This window comes from Mobiluncus curtisii ATCC 43063, from assembly GCF_000196535.1.
GTDB lineage: Bacteria > Actinomycetota > Actinomycetes > Actinomycetales > Actinomycetaceae > Mobiluncus > Mobiluncus curtisii.
The window spans coordinates 800,931-816,127 of the sequence record NC_014246.1; the positions used below are offsets into that span (position 1 = coordinate 800,931).

The 15,197-nt window shown below is 54.4% G+C and carries 13 protein-coding genes; 6 read left to right on the forward strand and 7 right to left on the reverse strand.

What is annotated here, in order from left to right; all coding sequences use genetic code 11:
* Positions 1–3: 3 nt before the first annotated feature.
* The 7 genes from HMPREF0573_RS03390 to dnaA form a co-directional block, all read right to left on the reverse strand.
* On the reverse strand, positions 4–777 hold the full coding sequence (locus tag HMPREF0573_RS03390) for a DUF3566 domain-containing protein (RefSeq protein WP_013188897.1): 774 nt from the start codon (positions 775–777) through the stop codon (positions 4–6).
* Positions 778–910: 133 nt separating this feature from the next.
* On the reverse strand, positions 911–3,454 hold the full coding sequence (gyrA, locus tag HMPREF0573_RS03395) for a DNA gyrase subunit A (RefSeq protein ID WP_004007809.1): 2,544 nt from the start codon (positions 3,452–3,454) through the stop codon (positions 911–913).
* A 57-nt stretch (positions 3,455–3,511) separates the two neighbouring features.
* Positions 3,512–5,572, reverse strand: a complete 2,061-nt coding sequence (gene gyrB / locus HMPREF0573_RS03400; protein WP_004007808.1) for a DNA topoisomerase (ATP-hydrolyzing) subunit B — start codon at positions 5,570–5,572, stop codon at positions 3,512–3,514.
* A gap of 149 nt (positions 5,573–5,721) precedes the next feature.
* A complete protein-coding gene (locus HMPREF0573_RS03405) occupies positions 5,722–6,387 on the reverse strand; it encodes a DciA family protein (RefSeq protein WP_236585966.1) in 666 nt (221 codons plus the stop codon).
* Between the two features lie 39 nt (positions 6,388–6,426).
* Positions 6,427–7,668 (reverse strand): DNA replication/repair protein RecF, encoded by a 1,242-nt coding sequence (gene recF / locus HMPREF0573_RS03410; RefSeq protein WP_013188898.1) that lies wholly within the window; start codon positions 7,666–7,668, stop codon positions 6,427–6,429.
* 46 nt (positions 7,669–7,714) lie between these two features.
* A complete protein-coding gene (dnaN, locus tag HMPREF0573_RS03415; protein WP_004008658.1) occupies positions 7,715–8,857 on the reverse strand; it encodes a DNA polymerase III subunit beta in 1,143 nt (380 codons plus the stop codon).
* Between the two features lie 731 nt (positions 8,858–9,588).
* A complete protein-coding gene (dnaA, locus tag HMPREF0573_RS03420) occupies positions 9,589–11,040 on the reverse strand; it encodes a chromosomal replication initiator protein DnaA (RefSeq protein ID WP_004007803.1) in 1,452 nt (483 codons plus the stop codon).
* 291 nt (positions 11,041–11,331) lie between these two features.
* Between dnaA and rpmH the strand changes: the two genes are divergently transcribed.
* Genes rpmH through rsmG form a run of 6 tightly spaced genes read left to right on the forward strand, consistent with a single transcriptional unit; the run spans position 11,332 to position 15,083 of the window.
* Positions 11,332–11,469: a 50S ribosomal protein L34 gene (gene rpmH, locus HMPREF0573_RS09485; protein ID WP_004007802.1), complete on the forward strand. Its 138-nt coding sequence runs from the start codon at positions 11,332–11,334 to the stop codon at positions 11,467–11,469.
* A gap of 11 nt (positions 11,470–11,480) precedes the next feature.
* The gene (rnpA, locus tag HMPREF0573_RS03425) at positions 11,481–11,864 is read left to right on the forward strand and encodes a ribonuclease P protein component (protein ID WP_013188900.1); all 384 of its coding nucleotides are present in this window, start codon (positions 11,481–11,483) and stop codon (positions 11,862–11,864) included.
* A gap of 25 nt (positions 11,865–11,889) precedes the next feature.
* Entirely contained in the window at positions 11,890–12,309 is a 420-nt protein-coding gene (gene yidD, locus HMPREF0573_RS09375) for a membrane protein insertion efficiency factor YidD (RefSeq protein WP_236585967.1), read from the forward strand.
* Entirely contained in the window at positions 12,300–13,625 is a 1,326-nt protein-coding gene (yidC, locus tag HMPREF0573_RS03435) for a membrane protein insertase YidC (protein ID WP_004007799.1), read from the forward strand. The genes yidD and yidC overlap by 10 nt, the downstream gene beginning before the upstream one ends.
* Positions 13,626–13,685: 60 nt before the next feature.
* Positions 13,686–14,375, forward strand: coding sequence for a Jag family protein (locus HMPREF0573_RS03440; RefSeq protein WP_004007798.1), 690 nt, complete (start codon positions 13,686–13,688; stop codon positions 14,373–14,375).
* A gap of 27 nt (positions 14,376–14,402) precedes the next feature.
* Complete coding sequence (gene rsmG, locus HMPREF0573_RS03445; protein ID WP_013188902.1) at positions 14,403–15,083, forward strand: 16S rRNA (guanine(527)-N(7))-methyltransferase RsmG; 681 nt, start codon at positions 14,403–14,405, stop codon at positions 15,081–15,083.
* Positions 15,084–15,197 lie beyond the last annotated feature (114 nt).

Genomic DNA, 15,197 nt, shown 5'->3' on the forward strand with positions numbered 1-15,197 from the left:
GGCTCAATCGTCCGTCATGACCACGTGCAATCCGCCCACCATGCGGGCAATCAGGTTGTAAATCACGGCTGCCAGCCAGCTCAGCACAGTCAAAATGATAATCTGCAACACGCCAAAAATCGCGACCAGAGCAATCGTCCGACTAAACGTCAATGCGTCAACCAGGTTAACCAACGCTGTAGCGGACAGCGCCTGCAAGAACCCTTGCATGGAGGAAAACACGTGCAGCATATCCAACACCAACCACAGCACGATAGCCGCAACCAGCATGACTATGGACATCGCTACCGCCACCAGAAATCCAATCTTCATCGCCGAGAGCGGATTGACCCTGGACAAAATGAGCTTGACGCGACGCACATCAGGCAAATCGGCAGCTTCTTCGCGTTCCCGCATTCGCTTTGCTGCCTCCATGCGCCGCGCTTCCCGCGCCGCTTCCCGCTCGGCTTTCTTGGCAGCCTTGGCTGCCGCTCGTTCATCAGCATAGGTATTGACAGGAGCGGGCGCCGCCGGGGCGGGCGGTTCCGGCGGAACCATATCGGGTTGAACCTCAGCCACGGGTGGCGCTGCCACCGGGCGTGCATCCGCAACGGGGCTGGGTTCCATCGGAGGCGGGGGAACCGGCTTTTTCACCGAGTTATCCCTGGCTTGCAGAGCACCTGAATACGGGTCGGCATGACCCAACCTCGCCCAGGATACGCTGGGATCCTCGCCGTCCTCGGGCGCATCGGGATTGGGGGCGGGATTATTCCCGTCAGGTGTTCCATTTATCCGCATATTCCATCCCTTCAGATGTTTCCTCGATTTTAAAGCCTAGCCACCGGTGGCTCAATTCATGCTGCTCGATTTCCCGGTGGCGCTTTCGAGGACTTTTGCAATATATCGCACAAAGTCTCCGAAATCCTGCCGTTTAATCCTCCAGCTGCGGGTCATTATCCACGTTGAGGGTGATAGCAATGACCTTGTCGCCCTCATCAGCGCGAGAGAAAATCACGCCCTGCGTGTTGCGTCCGGTCCGGCTGACTTCATCAACACGAGAACGCACGATTTTGCCCCCTGCCATGATGACCAGGACTTCTGAGTCTTCCTCAGTGACCAGTGCGCCGACCAGGTCGCCACGAGCCTCCACCAGGTTCGCGACCTTAATCCCCAGACCACCGCGGCCCTGCACCCGGTATTCAGACAGTGCCGTGCGTTTCGCGTATCCGCCCTCAGTCACCACAAACAGATCCGCTTCGGGGCGCACCACATCCATGGTCAACAGTTCGTCATCAGCCCGGAACCGCATCCCCGTCACGCCGGAAGTCGCCCGACCCATCGGGCGCAGCTGCTCATCACAAGCATTAAACCGCAAGGATTGACCGTGGCGAGACACCAAAATCAAGTCATCGGTCGCGTCTGCCAAGCACGCCGAAACCAGCTGATCCGCCTCTCCGGCACTGTCCTCGCGCAGTTTGATAGCAATCAATCCACCCGTTCGGTTCGTGTCATAGTCGGTCAACCGGGTCTTTTTCACGAAGCCCAGACGGGTCGCCAACACCAGGTAATCCTTGTCTGCAAACGAGGAAACCTGCAGGACTTGGGCGATACGCTCGTCGGGCTGGAAAGCCAGCAGGTTCGCCACATGCTGACCTTTCGAGTCACGTCCTCCCTCGGGAATCTCATACGCTTTCGCGCGATACACTCGCCCGAAATTCGTAAAGAACAGCAGCCAGTCATGCGACGACGTGGTAAAGAAGTGCTCGACCTGATCCTCCTCGCGCAGCGACGCACCTTTAATGCCTTTGCCGCCACGATGCTGGGAACGGTAGGCGTCGACCCGCGTGCGTTTCGCGTAACCACCGCGAGTAATGGTGACCACCACGTCTTCTTCGGGAATCAAATCCTCCATCGACATTTCCCCATCAAAAGGCACGATGGTGGTCTTGCGTTCGTCGCCCCACTTGTCGGTAATTTCGCCAAGTTCCTCGGACACGATGCTCCGCTGGCGTTCGGGGCGAGCCAAAATGTCTTTAAAGTCAGCGACTTTCGCTTCCAATTCGGCATGTTCGTCCAAAATCTTTTGGCGTTCCAAAGCTGCCAAACGGCGCAGCTGCAAAGCCAAAATCGCGTCAGCCTGAACCTCGTCAACCTTCAGGAAATCCATCAACCCGACCCTGGCATCTTCTGCGGTCGGAGAACGACGAATCAACGCGATAACCTCATCTAGCGCATCCAAGGCCGCCAGGTAACCCTGCAAAATATGCAACCGTTCCTGGGCTTTCGCCAACCGGAAAGCGGTGCGGCGTTTGATGACATCGACCTGGTGGGCAATCCAATAGTGGATAAATCCGTCAATAGAGAGGGTCCGGGGCACCCCGTCGACCAGCGCCAACATGTTGGCAGGGAAGGAATCTTGCAACTGGGTGCGTTTGTACAGGTTATTCAGTACGACTTTCGGCACCGCGTCGCGTTTCAGCACCACCACAATACGGGTTCCGGCGCGATCCGACGTTTCGTCACGGATATCTGCAATCCCTTGCAGCTGACCATCTTTGACCAGCTGCGCAATCTTAACCTGCAGGTTATCGGGGTTAACCTGGTAGGGCAGTTCGGTCGCCACCAGGCAGGTGCGCCCATTGAGTTCCTCCACGTTGACCACCGCGCGTTGGGTGATAGAACCACGACCGGTGCGGTAAGTTTCCTCAATCCCGCGCCGACCCAAAATCGTAGCGCCGGTGGGGAAATCCGGACCTTTAATGCGCTGCAGGCAAGCTGCGAGCAGTTCTTCACGCGTAGCCTCTGGGTTTTGCAGATACCATTGTGCCGCGTCAGCAACTTCCCGCAGGTTATGGGGCGGAATCCGGGTCGCCATGCCCACCGCGATGCCCTCGGAGCCGTTAATCAGCAAGTTCGGGATTCGGCTGGGCAGCACGGTCGGCTCTTGGGAGCGCCCGTCATAGTTATCCATGAAATCGACGGTGTCCTCGTCGATGTCACGCACCATTTCCATGGCGAGGGTAGCCATCTTGCATTCCGTGTACCGAGGCGCCGCTGGTCCGAGGTTACCGGGGGAACCAAAGTTGCCCTGACCAGCCACCAAGGGGTAACGCATCGACCAAGGCTGCACCAACCGGGCTAGTGCATCATAGACCGAAGAATCCCCGTGGGGATGAAAGTGACCCAAAACGTCGCCCACCACGCGCATACACTTGGAATATCCGCCGTTCGGACGGTAGCCACCGTCATACATGGTATAGATAACGCGGCGGTGTACCGGTTTCAGCCCGTCACGGACATCGGGCAGAGCGCGACCCACAATCACGCTCATGGCGTAGTCCATGTAGGACTTTTTCATTTCTTTTTCCAAATCCACCTGCATGACGCGGGTGGATTCCGCCTCGGTAATCACGGGGGCATCGGAATGAATGATTTCTTCCACTTCGGAATCATTGTTGTCTTGGTTATCAGCCATTTCCCTTGTCTTTCAATAGCTTGGTGAGAGTCTCACCGGGGCTTGTGTAGTGTTCGCTTAGATATCCAAGAAGCGCACGTCTTGGGCGTTACGTTGGATAAAGGCGCGCCGCGAACTCACGTCCTCGCCCATGAGCAGCGAAAACACTTCGTCTGCGGAGGCAGCCTCATCCATCGTGACCTGTTTCAGCAGTCGCGCACTGGGATCCATCGTGGTCTCCCACAGTTCCTGGGCGCTCATCTCGCCCAAACCTTTGTAGCGTTGAATCCCGCCTTCCTTGGGCATTCGCGCCCCAGAATCCAGACCCAAGCTGACCATCTTGTCTTTTTCCTTGTCGGAATAGACGAACTGGTGAGGTTTGTTGGACCACTTCAGGCGGTAAAGCGGCGGGGTTGCCAGGAACACGTGACCGTTTTCGATGAGTGGACGCATATAGCGGAACAGCAGGGTCAGCAGCAGGGTGGTGATGTGCTGCCCGTCCACGTCCGCATCTGCCATCAGCACAATCTTGTAGTAGCGCAGTTTCGACAGGTCGAAATCCTCGCCAATCCCAGTGCCGAAAGCAGTGATCAGAGACTGGATTTCTTTATTGTCCAAAGCCCGGTCCAGGCGAGCTTTTTCCACGTTTAGGATTTTGCCGCGCAACGGCAGGATAGCCTGGTGCGCCGGGTCGCGCCCAGCCACTGCCGAACCGCCTGCGGAGTCACCCTCGACCAGGAAAATTTCACAATTAGAGGCGTCTCGGCTGGAACAATCCCGCAGCTTGCCGGGCATTGAGAAAGAATCCAGAGCGGTCTTACGCCGAGTCGCATCCCGTGCTTTTCGAGCCGCATTACGCGCTTGCTGGGCAGATTGGGCTTTGGCAATAATCGCTTTGCATTCCGCCGGATGGGCATCAAACCAGTCCCCCAGCTGGGAATACACGGTCTGTTGCACGAAAGTGCGAGCCTCGGTGTTGCCCAGTTTCGTTTTCGTCTGACCCTCGAACTGAGGATTGCGGATTTTCACGGAAATCACTGCCGTCAAGCCTTCGCGGCAATCGTCACCGGACAGGTTTTCGTCTTTGTCCTTAATGAAGCCTTTTTCCCGTCCAACCTTGTTCATCAACGAAGTCAAGGCAGCCCGGAACCCTTCCTCGTGGGTGCCTCCCTCGGTCGTGTTGATGGTGTTGGCGTAAGTATAGATAGACTCTGAGTAGGCGCTGGTCCACTGCAGGGCGATTTCCAGCGCCATGGCGTTTTCAACATCCTCCAAGCTAGCCTCGAAGTCGATGATTTCTTCGTGGACGACCTCGGATTTCTTGGTGTCGTTGATGAAATGCACGTAATCGTGCAGACCGTTTTCGTAACAGTAAGACACCGAGCGACGTCCGACCTTGGGAGAATCCGCGTCTCCGTCTTGGTCCCCGGTCACAAAATCACCTTCCGCTGTCACATTGGGGCGCTCATCGGTGAGGGTGATACGCAATCCCTTGTTCAGGAAAGCCATCTGTTGGAAACGGGTCCGCAGGGTTTCATAGTCGAACTCAACAGTTTCAAAAATCTCGGGGTCCGGATAAAACACCTGGACAGTACCGGTTTCCTCGGTGGGTTCGCCCCGGCGTAGCGGCTGGATGACTTTGCCCCCATTGCCGAACTCGATATGCCACTCGTAACCGTCTCGTTTCACGGTGGTCAAAATCTTGGTGGACAGGGCGTTTACCACCGAAATACCGACCCCGTGCAAGCCGCCGGACACCGCGTAGGAGGAGCCACCGAACTTGCCGCCCGCGTGCAGAATAGTCATGACGACTTCCACGGTCGGTCGGTGTTCACTGGGGTGTTCCGCCACCGGAATACCGCGGCCGTTATCTGCCACCCGCACCCCGCCGTCGGCTTGTAAAGTCACCTCAATATGGTCACAGTACCCCGCCAAAGATTCATCGACCGAGTTGTCTACCACCTCATAAACCAAGTGGTGTAAGCCCCGTTCTCCGGTGGATCCGATGTACATACCGGGTCGGACTCGCACTGCTTCCAGACCTTCGAGGACCCTAATGTCAGAAGCGTCGTAGTGCTCTTCGGGCTTTTCAAAATCGCTCACGTTTGTGTCTCCTTTTTTCGGCTTTTTCGCCACCATAATCCTATCGAATTTTTTGACTATTGCCCTTTAGAGACACGTAAAGACGGATTTCACAGGCTTAATGTGAAAATCATGGCAAAGCAGGTGAGGGTTATCTGTGGCGTGTAGCCGTCGATAAAGTTTGGCATAAGGTCGGTGCCAAGGTTCTAGCCGTAGGTGTCGCGCGGTCCGCGCCCCGGAACGCTGCGGGGGCCGTGATTCCAAGACGGCACCTGAGGGCCGCGGATAATGATTTGCTGCACCACTCCCGCTCCCAGCCGCTTGGTGAGTTGTTTGAGCAGCTCGGGCAGTAAGAATTTCAGCTGAGTAGCCCAAGCGGTCGAATCCGTCCGGACGATGAGCTTGCCCTTTTCGAAGCTCTCTACCGTGGAATGGGCAGCGACCTGGGCACCGACATATTCATCCCAATGTTTTTTCACATCGGCGATTTCCAGCGGAGTCTCCCACCCTAAACGCTGCGCCAAATGCCCCAGCAGGAATCCCGCCCGCTGTGGATCGTTTCGGGAGGGACGCGACCCGTCCGTGAAATTGGCGGTAGCCGGCCCCGGAGTCGCTAACTGCTCAATTCTCTCCGGAGTCGAACCAAGGCTTTTCGCCAGGTCAGCGTAATACTGTTTCGCGATTTCGCGATCCAACCATTCCCGTTCGCTCAAATTGTCCGCGTGTTCAGCGGTGGAAAATCCGCGTACCTTCCCAGTGAGGGGGTAAAAGCCCAAGCTGAACATGAGCTCGCGGTAACGTTTCACCGCACGACGCGGCAGCGGGGAATGCATGGTTGGATACAGACCAGAATAGTCGATACCTTTAGCCAAGATGGACCCCCTCTCCCGCTGACGACAACCGCCCAGTCATTATTGCAAAAAATCCGGTGCTGCTCCCTGACCGAGAGTCTCCACGCTGCTTTCACGGGTTTCTGGGTCCAAAGTGACGCGGTAGAACGCGGCGTGTAGCGCTTCAGGAATTTCAGTTCCGGTCGCAGAAGTAATAAACACCTGGTCAGCCTGGTCAATAGCCCACAGCAGGGCGGCACGGCGCTGTTCATCGAGCTCCGCAAATACATCATCCAACAGCAACACCGGGGTGTCCGCAAAGTTTTCGCGCAACAGGGAAAATTCTGCCAAACGCAGGCTCAAAGCATAAGACCAAGACTCACCGTGGGAGGCAAACCCCTTAACCGGTAAACCATTTAAATGCAGCTCCAACTCGTCACGGTGGGGACCGACCAAATTAACTCCGCGCCGGGCCTCATCCGCGTGACATTGCGCGAGAGCCTGGCGAAACACAGATGACAGCAACTCCGGGTTTGCATACATTTCGCGCTGCTCATCCGCGGACAGTTCCAAAGTTTTCGTGACACTATCCGCATAGGTCAATCCCACCGGGGCGGGGTGCCCGGCAATTCGGGCATACACCGAGGGTAAAAACTGCGCCAACTGGTCGATTACCCGCGCCCTTTCACGCATGACTTCTACCGCTGCCGGGACCAAGGCATCATCCCAGATAGAGAGCTGAATTTCATCTATCGGAGCACGCCGTTTCGCCACGTCTTTCAGGTAAGCTCCACGTTGACGCGCGATTTTTGTGTATTCACCCAACGCCCCAACCAGGGTCGGACGTAACTGGATAGCGATACGGTCCAAAAAAGTGCGGCGAGTAGCCGGGTCGCCTTGCACCAACTGCAAATCTTCAGGGGCAAACAGCACGGTAGACAGGTGACCCAGCAAAGAGCGCGGGCGCACATTATGCCGATTAATCATGGCGCGATTAGCCCTGCCCGCCAACAGTTCAATCTCTAACAGTTCCCCGCTAGCATCCGGATCGGTCAAATCTGTACCAGGATGAACCCGCGCCCGAATTACTCCCGCGCGTAAGGTTGCCGGCGACCGGACCGTGTCCCCAATTTCGCGAAAAATCAGACCCGCATCCGTACCAATCCGGTGCGAAGCCAACACCGCCAGGTAGTTTAGCGCCTCCAGCAGGTTCGTTTTGCCTTGCCCGTTGGCTCCGACAAACACGTTTGTTCCCGCCGGAAAATGCAAAATCACCTGACGGTAGGAACGAAACCAGTCCAGAGCCAGGTCGGAAACAAACACGCGCCCCCCTGAAAGTTCTCGTGACCTACCCCTTGTGAATAAAACTCTAAATGCTGGTGCGGATAGGCATAATCAGGTAGCGGAAAGTCAGATTATCCTCACCAGTTTCTTCCTTTTGACCCGTGATGACCACTGGTTTCGCCTCATCTTTGAAAGACAGACGCGCATACGGTTCGTCGATAGCACCCAGTCCCTCCAGGAGCATCCGTGAGTTAAAAGATACCGAGATGTCCGGACCGTTCAACAGCGCTGGAATCGTGTCAGTCGCACTGTTTTCCGCGCCATTACCCGCCAGGAACTCCAACTGTCCGGAGGTGAAACGCAAAGAAATCTGTTGATTAGAGAGATTAGAGGAGACAATCGCCACCCGTTTGGCAGTTTCAATAAACTGATCGACCTTTACTACCGCCGTGACATTAATCGGTTCGGGGAACAGACGCCGCACGTCAGGATAGTTTCCGTCGTTAATTTGGGAAGTAAATACCCGTCCGTTGGCTGCCAAACCAATCAGGGAAGCGGGATTATTGGCAGAACCCACCGCGACTTCGACATCGCCGGCGGTAGCAATGTTCTTTGCTGCATCGCTCAAATTTTTGGCTTTCACCACCAGGTCTTGATCCCCGCCCTGACCACCAGCCCACGGCATCTCTTTCAACGCCATCCGGTAGCGGTCAGTTGCCAAAAGATACAGTTTGTCCGGGCGAACCTCCAGAGAAATCCCCGTCAGCAGCGGCAACGTTTCATCACGAGAAGCCGCCACCGCGACTTGTGAAATTGAATGAGCAAAAGCTGCCGCATCGACTTTCCCTGCACTTTCCGGCATTTGCGGCAACGGCGGGTATTCCTCAGAATGCATCATGATGAGCTTTTGTTTGAAAGAACCACAAGTGATGTGCAGGTAGTTATCTTCCGTAGCAAACTTCACCAGGTCAGCGCGAGACGGCAAGGCTCGTGCCGTTTCGCTGAGTAGCTTGCCATCTACCACTGCCACCCCCGGCTCTGTGACTTCTTCAGCTGCGACCGTCACACGAGACGAAACCTCATAATCATAGGAGGAAAACTCCACTCCGTCCTCTCCCGCTTCGATGCGTACACCGGAAAGCACTGCCACTGCCGGACGTGGTGAAATAGACCGGGAACTCCATGCCACAGCTTCTGCCAAAGTGTCGCGTCTCAACACGAGTTCCATGAAATTCCTCCCCAAATGCGAAATGTTGTTATACAAACTCTAACCCAAAACCGCATACTTGAGTACTCCCGTAGTTTGCTGTTTCGGCAGTGGAGAGACACTGGGATACACAGCAGCGCCGCGCCTTTGATGATGGAAGAAAAATGCCAAAATTTTTTAAAAAATAATTACCTTCATTACCAGTGTGAATTCTGTGTATAACCCGAGTTTGATAGGTGGCAGTTCAGAATCACAAATCTGTAGTTCAGTTGATAACTTTCGGGAAAACGCAGCCGTCTTGTGAATTAAATCCTTTCCACATTTTCATCCACAACAAATTCCCGAAAAAACCCGGCTTCATCCCCAGCTTTGTCCACATTCGCTATTTTGGGTTCTCAAGTGGAGTTTTGCGCGGTTCCGTTCGGGGTCGCGGGGGAGGAACCTAGCGACATCGAGGGAGCACCCTCCCCCATCGCGTCTCCGCTACGCTCTCGCCGCGATAGGGCCCCCTCCCCAGCGTCGTACGGGTTCCTCCCCCCGCTCCCCTCCCGGTTTCCGGCGTTTTGTTTAGTGAAAGTGGCATTAAACACGACAGGAATCCCGCGACCCCCCAAATCGGTACACCGCAACCTCCCCCAAGCACCTCGTGACCTTGGGAAATACTGTCCGCACCGACCTTGTGAACAGAACAATAGAGGCAGAGGCAGAAAGAAAAAGAGATGGAAAAAACTGTTGGAAAGGCAGCAGCGGAACTAGGATTCGCGGGTGGCGCGGCGCACCGCGTCGGAAATATCGGAAACGGATTTGAAAGTTTGGGTGTCTTCCTTCATGGATGCTGCGACCTTTTTATTGGCGTGCATGACTGTCGTATGATCGCGACCTCCGAAAGCAGCTCCGACTTGAGGCAATGACAAGTCGGTCAGTTCACGGCACAGATACATGGCGATTTGGCGCGGTCCCACCACGGTACGGGATCGGTTCGCGGAGAGCAAGTCTTCGGAAGTCAACGAAAAGTATTGGGCAGTGCAATCAATAATCATTTCAGGAGTGATTTCTTTGGCGCCCTTGCCGGTCATCAAATCGCGAATTGCCAGTTTCGCAGTTTCAATGGTGGCGGGTACGTGGTTCAGTGACCAATATGCCGTGACCCGAATCAATGCGCCTTCCAAAGCGCGAATGTCGGAATCAACGTTTGAGGCAATGAATTCAGCCACATCATCGGGCATTTGCATGTTTCCGGCCTGGGCTTTTCGGCGCAGAATCGCAATTCGCGTCTCTAGGCTGGGGGGTTGAATGTCTGCCATCAGACCCCATTCCAGGCGCGAACGAACTCGCTCTTCAAACCCCTTCAGCTCTTTGGGAGCCACGTCAGAGGTGATAACGACCTGTTTTTGTGCGGTGTGCAACGTGTTAAAGGTGTGGAAGAACTCCTCTAGGGTTTGTTCTTTGCCTGCCAAGAACTGAATATCGTCGATGAGCAGGAAGTCGACTTCGCGGTACCGCGCCTGGAATTCAGCGAAAGTCTGTGAGGCGATGGCGTTGATGAACTCGTTGGTGAACTCCTCAGAAGAAATGTACTTGACCTTCGAGTCGGGGTACAGCTCCAGGGCATAGTTGCCGATGGCGTGCAGCAGGTGGGTTTTGCCCAGTCCTGGACCACCATAAATAAACAGTGGATTGTAGGCTTTGGCAGGAGACGCCACCACAGATTCTGCTGCGGCAGCGGTAAATGAGTTTGAAGAACCGATGACGAAAGAGTCAAAAGTGTAGGTCGGGTTCAGTCCCGTGTTCGAGTCAATGTGCAGGGTCTGTTGATGTTCCGGCTCCCAGACGGGGGTGGTGGGGGCGATAGGTGGGGCTGGTTGAGGTGCTACGGGTTCAAAAGTTTGAGGTGTGGGCGCCATATTGCCCAGGTTTTCGTCTACGGTCACAATCAAGTTGTTGATGGGACGGTGCAACACTTCGCTGAACGTGGTCTTAAACAGGTCGGAGTACTTCGACTCAATCATGGTCTTGACGTCATTGCTGGATACTGCCAAAACAGCTGCGTCCCCGGATTCCCCCAAACCTTTGGATTGGCGGATGAGCGCCAGGTCGAAGTTGCCGATTTTTCCTGAAACACTGAGATTTTCAAGCGCTTTCGCCCAAAAATCGGTAGGTCCAAGGTCAGCTTTGGCCGCGCTTTCCCAGGCAGCATTGTCCACGGTCAGTACTCTCCTTGGCTGTTGTGTCTATGCAGATAAAACTGAGTAAATCTTGCCACTCTTTAGTGAAATCCACAAAGTTTTCCACAACCTGTGGACAAAGTTACAACCGTGTAACTCTGGGATGAGGTGCAATTTCATTAGAGTTTTCCAATTATTTTCCAGGAAATTCTATGACTCCGACTTTTTCGCTAATTTGCAAGGATGCTGATAATTGGGCTAAATTGGGGCTTCGTCTTATGACTTAACTGCGGCTCGGGATTTCCCGGGATTATTTTTCAGGAGAAAAAAGTGACTAAGCGGACTTATCAGCCCCATAATCGTCGCCGCGCTCACAAGCACGGCTTCCGTAATCGTATGGCCACTCGTGGTGGTCGGGCGGTTATCAGCGCTCGGCGTCGTCGTGGTCGCAAGCGTCTGGCGGTCTAGTCCCCAAGCTGATGCTTGCTAAGGCAAACCGGCTGACCCGCGCCCAGGACTTTCGTCAGGCAATGCGTGAGGGTTGTCACGCTCACTGTCATAACATGGTGTTTCACCAATATCTCGGTAACGGGAGTGAGCCGGCACGAATCGGTTTTGTCGTAGCCAAGCGGTTTGTGAAACACGCCACAGGACGCAACCTCGTTAAACGTCGGTTGCGTCACTTGGTGCGCGACCGTATCACAGAGTTTCCAGCAGGTTCTTTAAATGTGTTTTATGCCAAAGCTGGCATTGCCGAAGTAGATTATCCACAGCTGGAAAACCAAATTCAGATATTGTTGCGAAAGATGGCGCACAAACAACACGGTGATCGGGATTTTGTAAGTCCATCCCGGTCCTGCTAGCCAGGTTTGTCTCAGATTACGGCTGGTGAAAGTTAGGATAGATACGGTGTTAGCGGGCAAGGCATTATGGCGGTGGGTCTGGAACCTGCCGGCAACTGTGTCGCGCTTGTTTATTCACATCTATCAGCACACCTTGTCAAAAGCATTTGGACCGGTGTGTAAGTATTACCCCAGCTGTTCCCATTACGCTGACTTAGCTTTGCAGGTACACGGATTTTGGAAAGGCTCGGCGCTCACTCTGTGGCGGTTGCTGCGGTGCAACCCCTACTCTGATGGTGGCGTAGATTATCCTCCCGTGAAAGGTTCCTGGACCAATCCGTGGACCGCCCCCGGCAGCGTTAGCTCCCAAACTTATGGTCTTTCCCCTGGTCAAAACGCACTGTGGACCGCAGAGGCGAGTGGGGAAACTTTGGAAACGAAAGAAAGAACGGTGTCATGTTGCTGAGCCTGGTTTCGGCTGCTGGGGAAGCCAAGCTGTCCCTCTACGATCAGATTTTGTACCCCTTTATGTGGGTGGTGGGTTGGGTTCTGCGTGGGGTTCACGAGATGATTACCCTCCTCGGTGTAGAGTCCGGCGCTGGAATTGGCTGGGTGTTGGCGATTGTCGGGATGACTATCGTGGTGCGCCTGATTATCGTGCCACTGTTTATCAAACAGATTAAAGCGTCTCGGGCTATGAGCTTGGCGCAGCCCGAATTGACTGCCATTACCAAGAAATATAAGGGCAAACGTGATCAGCAGACCATGATGCGCCAACAGGAAGAAATGAAAGCCGTGCAAAAGAAGTACGGCGCTTCCATGTCCGCCTCGTGCCTGCCCCTATTGGTTCAGATGCCGGTACTTCTCGCTCTGTATCGTTTGCTTTACTACATGTCGGCGGTCGCGCACGGGACTATGCCCGAGCATGTTTCCATCGGCGGAATGGGTCAACAGCAAGCCAAAGCCCTGTGGGATTCCACGTTCTTTGGTGAATCTTTGGGTCAGACTATGTTCGGTCCCACTTCCACCTTGCAGACCAAGATTGTCATTGGCATTATGGTGGCTTTTCTGGTTATCACTATGTTCGTTCAGACCGCGTTCCTCTCCATGAAGAACATGAGTGACGAACAGCTGAACTCGGATAACCCGATGGTGAAATCCACGAAGTCCATGATGTATTTCATGCCCCTGGTGTATCTGTTCACCGGTCCGGTCGTGCAGGTCGGGCTGCTCATTTACTGGGCGACTTCTAATACGTGGAGTTTGGTGCAACAGTACTTCATGATTCGGGCATACCCCACTCGCGGTTCCGCTGCCGCGCGGTGGCGTGCTGATGCGCATGAACAGAAGTTTGAGAAATACCGTGCTGACCAAGAGAAACAACTCTCTGCTCAGTTGGAACAGATTGAGCTTAATGAGGCGGGGTTGAATCAAAAGGGTGTTCAGGTCGCTATGCGTGAAGCCCGGTTGGCGCATATCCGGAAGCTCGAGAAACGCCGGATGGAGCTGGGATTAGATGAAATTAATTTCGGTTCCGTGGATGCCCAGGGTAAAGGGGGCAAACAGCAACGGATGCAGCCCGGTCAAAAGGGCTGGGAGGAATACCGCGCTCAGTTTGATAAGGACAAAGCTGAGGAACGCGCTGATATGGAGCCTGATCCGGATGAAGTGGGTAAGGATGGTTTGACCGCCAGCCAACGTGCCACTAAACAAGCTGAAAGGCGCGCAGCAGAACGCAAAGCTAAACAAAAGAAATCAAAAAAGAAGCAAGGGAACCGATAGAGACGAAATTTTCAGGCAATGCGACGCAGTGAGTTGCCTGGGAAACGAGGGAGCAAAAACATGAGTGAAACAATGGATGAGTTGGACATAATCGAAGAAGGCACCGAAGTCGTTGCCAATCGTGGCTCCAAAATGGAGCGCCTGGAAAATGAAGGTGACTTGGCAGCAGATTATTTAGAGGAACTGCTGGACATCGTTGACCTGGACGGCGACATTGAGATTGATGTCGAGAACGGGCGCGCTCTGGTCGAGATTGTGACCGGAGATGAAGAACCGGATCGACGTCTCAAGAGGTTGATTGGTCGGCATGGTGAAGTTCTGGAGGCTTTGCAGGAGTTGACGCGCCTGGCAGTACAGTCTCAAACCGGGGAACGGTCCCGATTGATGCTTGATATTGCGGGCTACCGCACTAATCGACGTCTTGAACTGCAGGAGCTAGTGGAACGTTTGGGCGCGCAGGTGCAGGAAACCGGCGAGCCGGTACAACTCGATCCCATGAATCCTTTTGAACGCAAAGTGTGCCACGATAAGGCTGCCCAGATGGGATTGTATTCTGAATCCGAAGGTGTGGCGCCTCATCGTTACGTCGTCATTTCTCTCGATGAAGGTGACGACGAGGATTTCGAGGACGAAGACCAAGACGACTTTGACTCCGCCGCGGAATCTCCCGCTGGTACGGCTGCTGACCTGACAGACTCAGCTGTTGATGAAGCGGATAATGCCACCGCAGAAACCTCCGAAGAAGCCTAACGATTTAGGTCGTTCGAGAGATATTCCATGACAGATTCAGTGCAGGATACCCCGGCGGAGGACACGTTGGGAGAGGTACAGGTTGAACCCGAACCTGATGGTCTTGCCGACGTGTTCGATACCAGTGCCGGTCAAATGCGTTACTACGCAGACCTACTCGCACACGAGGGTCTGGAACAGGGGTTGCTGGGACCGCGAGAAGCGGGACGCATCTGGAGTCGCCATATCTTAAACTGCTGGGTGCTCAGTCAGTTACTTCCCGAGGGAGTTCAGGTTGCTGATGTCGGTTCAGGAGCGGGGTTGCCCGGTTTGGTCTTGGCTATTGGCAGACCCGACTTGAGCCTGACGCTGATTGAGTCGATGGCACGTCGTTGCGAGTGGTTGCAGTTTTGTATAGAGGAACTGGGCTTAGACAATGTGCGGATTCGTAACGCTCGAGCCGAAGACATTCGCGGCAAACAGACCTTTTCCTACCTGACCGCACGAGCGGTGGGTAATCTTTCGACTTTGCTGGGGTGGACCGCTCCTCTGGTGAAAAAGCAGGGTACCCTGTTATTCCTGAAAGGTGCCTCAGTCGAATCGGAAATTGCCAAAGCCAAAGGAAACTATGTATTCGTCAAACAAAAGGTTTCCCTTCCTGAGGTACTCACGATCTCCACACCTTTGACCAGGGAACCAACCAGGGTGGTGCGGTTGATGAAGAAATAGGTAAATGTTTCACGTGAAACATTTTGCCCTACGTTTCCCAACGAGGTTCGGATACAACTCTCAGTCATTAGGTCTCACATTTGGCGTGCTTGACATATTGCTTTCGCGTTTCGA